Below are 5,144 nucleotides of genomic sequence, written 5' to 3' on the forward strand. Positions count from 1 at the left end.
GTGCGGCCCCGCGTCGTTTGCGCGGGAGGCCCGGTTGATCGGTCATGCGTGGAGGCTGTTCAGCCGTTCTTGATGCCAGCAGCCGGACGGCCTGCGATGATGTGGGGAACCCGAGCCATCCCGCGCCGGTCAAAGGCCCCCATGAACCTGCCTCCGCCGATGCCCGAATCCATTTCTCCGCCGCCTGCCCCCGTCACCTCGCGCCTGCATGCGGCCTTCAGCGATCTGCGCGATGCACTGTCGGCCGAGATCGTCGGCCAGGCGGCGCTGGTCGAACGCCTGCTCATTGCCTTGCTGGCCGATGGCCACCTGCTGGTGGAAGGTGCCCCGGGCCTGGCCAAGACCACGGCCATCCGGGCCTTGGCGGCGCGGCTGGAAGCAGACTTCGCGCGTGTGCAGTTCACCCCGGACCTGCTGCCTTCGGACCTGACCGGTACCGAGATCTGGCGCCCACAGGAAGGCCGTTTCGAATTCGTGCCGGGGCCGATCTTCCACCCGATCCTGCTGGCCGATGAAATCAACCGTGCGCCGGCCAAAGTGCAGTCCGCGCTGCTGGAAGCGATGGGCGAGCGCCAGGTCACCGTCGGTCGCCACACCTATGCGCTGCCGTCGCTGTTCCTGGTGATGGCCACGCAGAATCCGATCGAGCAGGAAGGCACCTTCCCGCTGCCGGAAGCGCAGCTGGATCGTTTCCTGATGCACGTACGCATTGGTTATCCGGACCAGGCGGCCGAGTCGGAGATTCTGCGGCTGGCCCGCGAGCGCGCCCGCGGCGCGCTTGGCGAGGCCGCAGCGACGCCGGAAAAACTGCCGATGCAGGATGTCTTCGATGCGCGCCGCGAGGTGCTGGAGCTCCACATGGCCCCCGCGCTGGAGCGCTATCTGATCGAGCTGGTACTGGCATCGCGTGATCCCTCGCGCTACGACGCCTCGTTGGCGCGCCGCATCGCGTGGGGCGCCAGCCCGCGTGGCTCCATCGCACTGGAGCGGTGCGCACGGGCGCGGGCGTGGTTGGCCGGGCGTGATTTCGTCACTCCCGACGACGTGCGTGCCGTGGCGGCCGATGTGCTGCGCCACCGGGTACTGCCCAGCTATGAAGCCATCGCCGAAGGCTGGGATGGTGAGCGCCTGGTGCAGGAACTGCTGGCCCGGGTACCGGCGCCCTGAGCGCGCGCATGACCGGCACGACCAACGGACCTGCTCCGGTTACCAGCGAAGGCGATGGCCTGCGACCGCAACTGGCCGAGCTGGTGGCATTGCGCCGCCTGGCACAGCGTCCGCCGCCGCCTCGTCGTGGGCGCGCGGGCAGCGCCGGGCAAGCGCCTTCGCCGCTGCGCGGACGCGGCATGGAATATGCAGAATCGCGCGAATACGTGGCGGGCGACGACGCGCGCCACATCGACTGGCGCGTCACCGCGCGCACCGGGCGCACGCACACCAAATTGTTCCAGGCAGAACGCGAACGGGTCACCCTGATCGTTGCCGATACTTCACCTGCGCTGTACTTCGGTACCCGCGTGCGCTTCAAGTCGGTGCAGGCAGCACGCGCTGGCGCGGTTGCGGCATGGTCCGCACAGCGCCGCGGCGACCGCATCGGTGCATTGCGCGGTAGTGATCGCGAGGCGCCGATCGCGCCGGCCGGCGGTGCCCGCGGCGTACTGCGCGTACTCGATGCACTCACGCGCTGGTACGCGCAGCCACCTGCCGATGACCTTGGCCTGGAACGCGCGCTGGACCATGCCGGTCGGGTGCTGCGCCCCGGCGCCCGGATGCTGGTACTGGCCGATCCGCAGCAGGCGATCCGGATTCCGCCGGCGCGCTGGAGCGCGTTGGCCCAGCACCATGACCTGAGTCTGCTGCTGCTGGTCGATCCGCTTGAGTTGCAGCCGCCAACGGCGCCCCTGCAGTTTCTCGCCGCGCAGAAGCGCATCGGCCTGGACCTGCGCCGCAGCGACGTGCAGGCGCACTGGCAGGCGCATTTCGTTGAACCCCTGCAGCAGCTGCGCAGCCAGCTTGCCGCGCGTCGCGTCGATGTGCAGGTGCTGTCCACCGATGCGGCAAGCGATGCCTGGCTGGCGCCGGCACCGACGGAGGTGCCGGCATGAGTGCCTCCCTGCCACTGCGCGACGTGCAGTTGCCGCCCTCGCCAGCGTGGTGGCCCCCCGCACCTGGCTGGCTGATGCTGATCGCATTGGTTCTGCTGTTGCTGGCCATCGTTGCTGCGGTGGCATGGCGTCGTCGTCGCCGCCGCCAGCAGTGGATGCGCGTGTTCGATAGGGAGATTGCGGCAGTGAACGGCGCGCCGTCGGAACTGGCAGCCATCGCCAGCCTGCTGCGGCGTGCGGCGCGTCAGGCACGCCCCGGTAGCGAAGCCCTGCGCGATGACGCGTGGTGGCAGTACGTCGATCCCAAGGACACCCTGTCGCTCGCGCAGCGCAACCTGCTGGCCGAGGGGGCGTATCGTCCAAGCGTGGATGCCGCTGCCGTGGCCGACGTGCGCGCGTGGGCGCGGGCACGCTACCTGGCGTTGCTGCAGGAGCGCCGCCGATGAGCGCGCTTGCAGCTTACTGGCCGTGGCCGGATCTGCAGCTGGCCTGGCCGCTGGCACTGCTGGCACTGCCGTTGCCGATCCTGATGCTGGCATGGAAGCGGCGGGCCGATCCGGGCGCTGCGTTGCGCGTGCCCTACGCCGCTGCCGAACTGGAAGCACTGGCTGGCGGCGGTCGTGTCGGCGTTTCCTGGCTGCGCAGCGGCTTGCTGTGGCTGGGCTGGCTGGCGCTGTGCCTGGCGATGGCGCGACCACAGCAACTGGGTGAGGCGATCACCCCGCCGCAGGAGGGCCGGCAGATGATGCTGGCGATGGACGTGTCCGGCAGCATGAGCGAGCCGGACATGGTGCTCGGTGCGCAGGCGGTGGAGCGCTTGACCGCAGCCAAGGCGGTGCTGGCCGATTTCCTGGACCGTCGTGCCGGCGATCGCGTCGGCCTGCTGGTGTTCGGTGATCGTGCCTACACACTTACACCGTTGACTGCGGATCTGTCCAGCGTGCGCGATCAACTGCGCGACAGCGTGGTTGGCCTTGCCGGGCGCGAGACGGCCATTGGTGACGCCATCGCGCTGGCGGTCAAACGCCTGCGCAATCAGCCCGAAGGGCAGCGTGTACTGATCCTGCTGACCGACGGCGTCAGCAACGCCGGTGTGCTGGAACCCCTGCGCGCAGCCGAGCTGGCACGTGCCGAAGGGGTGCGCGTGCACACCGTGGCGTTTGGCAGCGACGGTAGTGCGCGGTTCTTCGGCATTCCCGTGGCCGCCGACCGCGATCCGGTGGATGAGGCAACGCTGCGCAGGATCGCCGAGATGACCGGCGGCCGCTTCTTCCGTGCGCGTGACACCGACCAGCTGGCTGGCATCTATGCCGAACTGGACAGGCTGGAGCCAATCGCAGCGAAGGGACCGGCACTGCGTCCGCGCAACGAGCGCTATGCATGGCCACTGGCCGTCGCCTTGCTGCTGGGCGCATTGGCGTGGGCCTGGCCGGAACGTCGCCGATGAACGCCACTTTCCTGAAGATGCCCGACTGGAGCGCGTTCGAGTGGAGCACGTTCGATTGGAGCGCGCTGCATTTCCTGCGCCCGGATTGGTTGTGGATGCTGGCGGCACTGCCGTTGATCGTCGCGGTGGCCATCTACCGGCAACGGCGCAGCGACGCGTGGCGGCAGGCGGTCGACGCCCATCTGCTGTCGCAGCTCCTGGCGGGCGAGGGCAAGCGACGCACGCGCCTGCCATGGGCATTGCTGCTGGGCTGGACCCTGGCGGCACTGGCGATGGCTGGCCCCAGCTGGAGGCAGCAGGCGCAGCCGATCTATCAGGCCAGTGCGCCGTTGGTGGTGGTGCTGGATCTCTCCAGCCGTATCACCGCGACCGACCTGCCACCCTCGCGCCTGCTGCAGGCGCGGGCAAAGATCGGTGCTCTGCTGCGCGCCCGTCAAGGCGGACAGGTGGGTCTGGTGGTGTATGCCGAAGATGCCTATACCGTGGCGCCGTTGACCGACGACGCTGCCAACGTGGCGCTGTACCTGGACGCGCTGTCGCCGGAGGTGATGCCGCGTGATGGACAGCGCGCCGACCGTGGCATCGACTGGGCGGTCAGGTTGCTGCGGCAGACCGGTGCCCTGCGCGGCCAGATCCTCCTGGTCAGCGACCAGGCTGACAGCGAAGCGGCGCTTGCCGCAGCGCAGGCGCGTGGCCTCGGCCTGCAGGTGTCGGTGCTGGGCCTGGGCACACCATCCGGCGCCGCTTATCGCGATGGTCAAGGCCAGATCGCACAGGCCGCGCTGGATGAAACCAGCCTGCGCGCCGTCGCCACCGCAGGTGGCGGGCGTTACCAGCGCATCGCCAGCGATGATCGCGACCTGAAGGCATTGGACGTACTTGATGCCAGCGACGGCGGTGCGTTGCAGCGGCCCGGGCAGGCCCGGCAGYGGCAGGACGAAGGCTATTGGTTGTTGCCGCCGGTGATGCTGCTGGCACTGCTGGCGTTCCGTCGCCGCGCGGTGCTGGCGGCGGTGCTGGCCGTGGGTCTTCTGCCCTTGAGCGGGCAGTTGCAGGCACAGCCGCGCGCGCCCATGGCTGCGCCGACAGCGGGCACGATGTGGGAACGAGCCGACCAGCGTGAGCATGCACGCCTGGCCGAGGGTGTGCAGGCGTACCGTCAAGGTGATTTCGCCACTGCCCGCAAGCAGTTCGAAGGCATCGACAGCGATGCGGGCTGGTACAACCTCGGCAACGTGCTTGCCCGCCAGGGCGACTACGACGGTGCCATCGCCGCCTACGACAAGGCCTTGGCGCGCCACCCGCAGATGGCCGACGCCGTCGCCAACCGTGCGGTGGTCGACGCCGCGCGCAAGCGCAAGTCGTCGTCGAACAACAGCCAGGGGCAGGGTAAGGGGCAGCAGAAGCCGCAGCAGGGACAGCAGCAGAACCAGCAGGGCCAGCAAGGCCAACAAGGCCAACAAGGTCAGCAAGGTCAGCAGAATCAGCAGCAGGGCCAGCAAGGCCARCAAGGYCAGCAGAATCAGCAGAATCAGCAGAATCAGCAGAATCAGCAGAATCAGCAGAATCAGCAGAATCAGCAGAATCAGCAG

General features: G+C 68.8%; 5 protein-coding genes. All 5 read left to right on the forward strand.

Annotated elements, in window-relative coordinates; translation table 11 throughout:
* The first annotated feature begins 141 nt into the window (after positions 1-141).
* Positions 142-1,167, forward strand: a complete 1,026-nt coding sequence (locus tag AC1VAN_RS10520; RefSeq protein WP_032977204.1) for an AAA family ATPase — start codon at positions 142-144, stop codon at positions 1,165-1,167.
* Between the two features lie 8 nt (positions 1,168-1,175).
* Positions 1,176-2,105: a DUF58 domain-containing protein gene (locus AC1VAN_RS10525; RefSeq protein ID WP_442251983.1), complete on the forward strand. Its 930-nt coding sequence runs from the start codon at positions 1,176-1,178 to the stop codon at positions 2,103-2,105.
* Positions 2,102-2,551 carry a DUF4381 family protein gene (locus AC1VAN_RS10530; RefSeq protein WP_059064957.1) on the forward strand — a complete coding sequence of 150 codons (450 nt, stop codon included), beginning with the start codon at positions 2,102-2,104 and terminating at the stop codon, positions 2,549-2,551. Before AC1VAN_RS10525 ends, AC1VAN_RS10530 begins: the two co-directional genes overlap by 4 nt.
* Positions 2,548-3,552: a vWA domain-containing protein gene (locus AC1VAN_RS10535; protein WP_059064955.1), complete on the forward strand. Its 1,005-nt coding sequence runs from the start codon at positions 2,548-2,550 to the stop codon at positions 3,550-3,552. Before AC1VAN_RS10530 ends, AC1VAN_RS10535 begins: the two co-directional genes overlap by 4 nt.
* On the forward strand, positions 3,549-5,144 hold a 1,596-nt coding region (locus tag AC1VAN_RS10540), incomplete at its 3' end, for a tetratricopeptide repeat protein (protein ID WP_480985761.1). The genes AC1VAN_RS10535 and AC1VAN_RS10540, both read left to right, overlap by 4 nt.

The sequence above is a fragment of the Stenotrophomonas sp. 05L44_2 genome, assembly GCF_056665995.1.

Coding starts and splice junctions, on each gene's coding strand:
- AC1VAN_RS10530 (WP_059064957.1), top strand. CDS start 2,102: ATGAGTGCCTCCCTGCCACTGCGCGACGTGCAGTTGCCGCCCTCGCCA.
- AC1VAN_RS10535 (WP_059064955.1), top strand. CDS start 2,548: ATGAGCGCGCTTGCAGCTTACTGGCCGTGGCCGGATCTGCAGCTGGCC.
- AC1VAN_RS10525 (WP_442251983.1), top strand. CDS start 1,176: ATGACCGGCACGACCAACGGACCTGCTCCGGTTACCAGCGAAGGCGAT.
- AC1VAN_RS10520 (WP_032977204.1), top strand. CDS start 142: ATGAACCTGCCTCCGCCGATGCCCGAATCCATTTCTCCGCCGCCTGCC.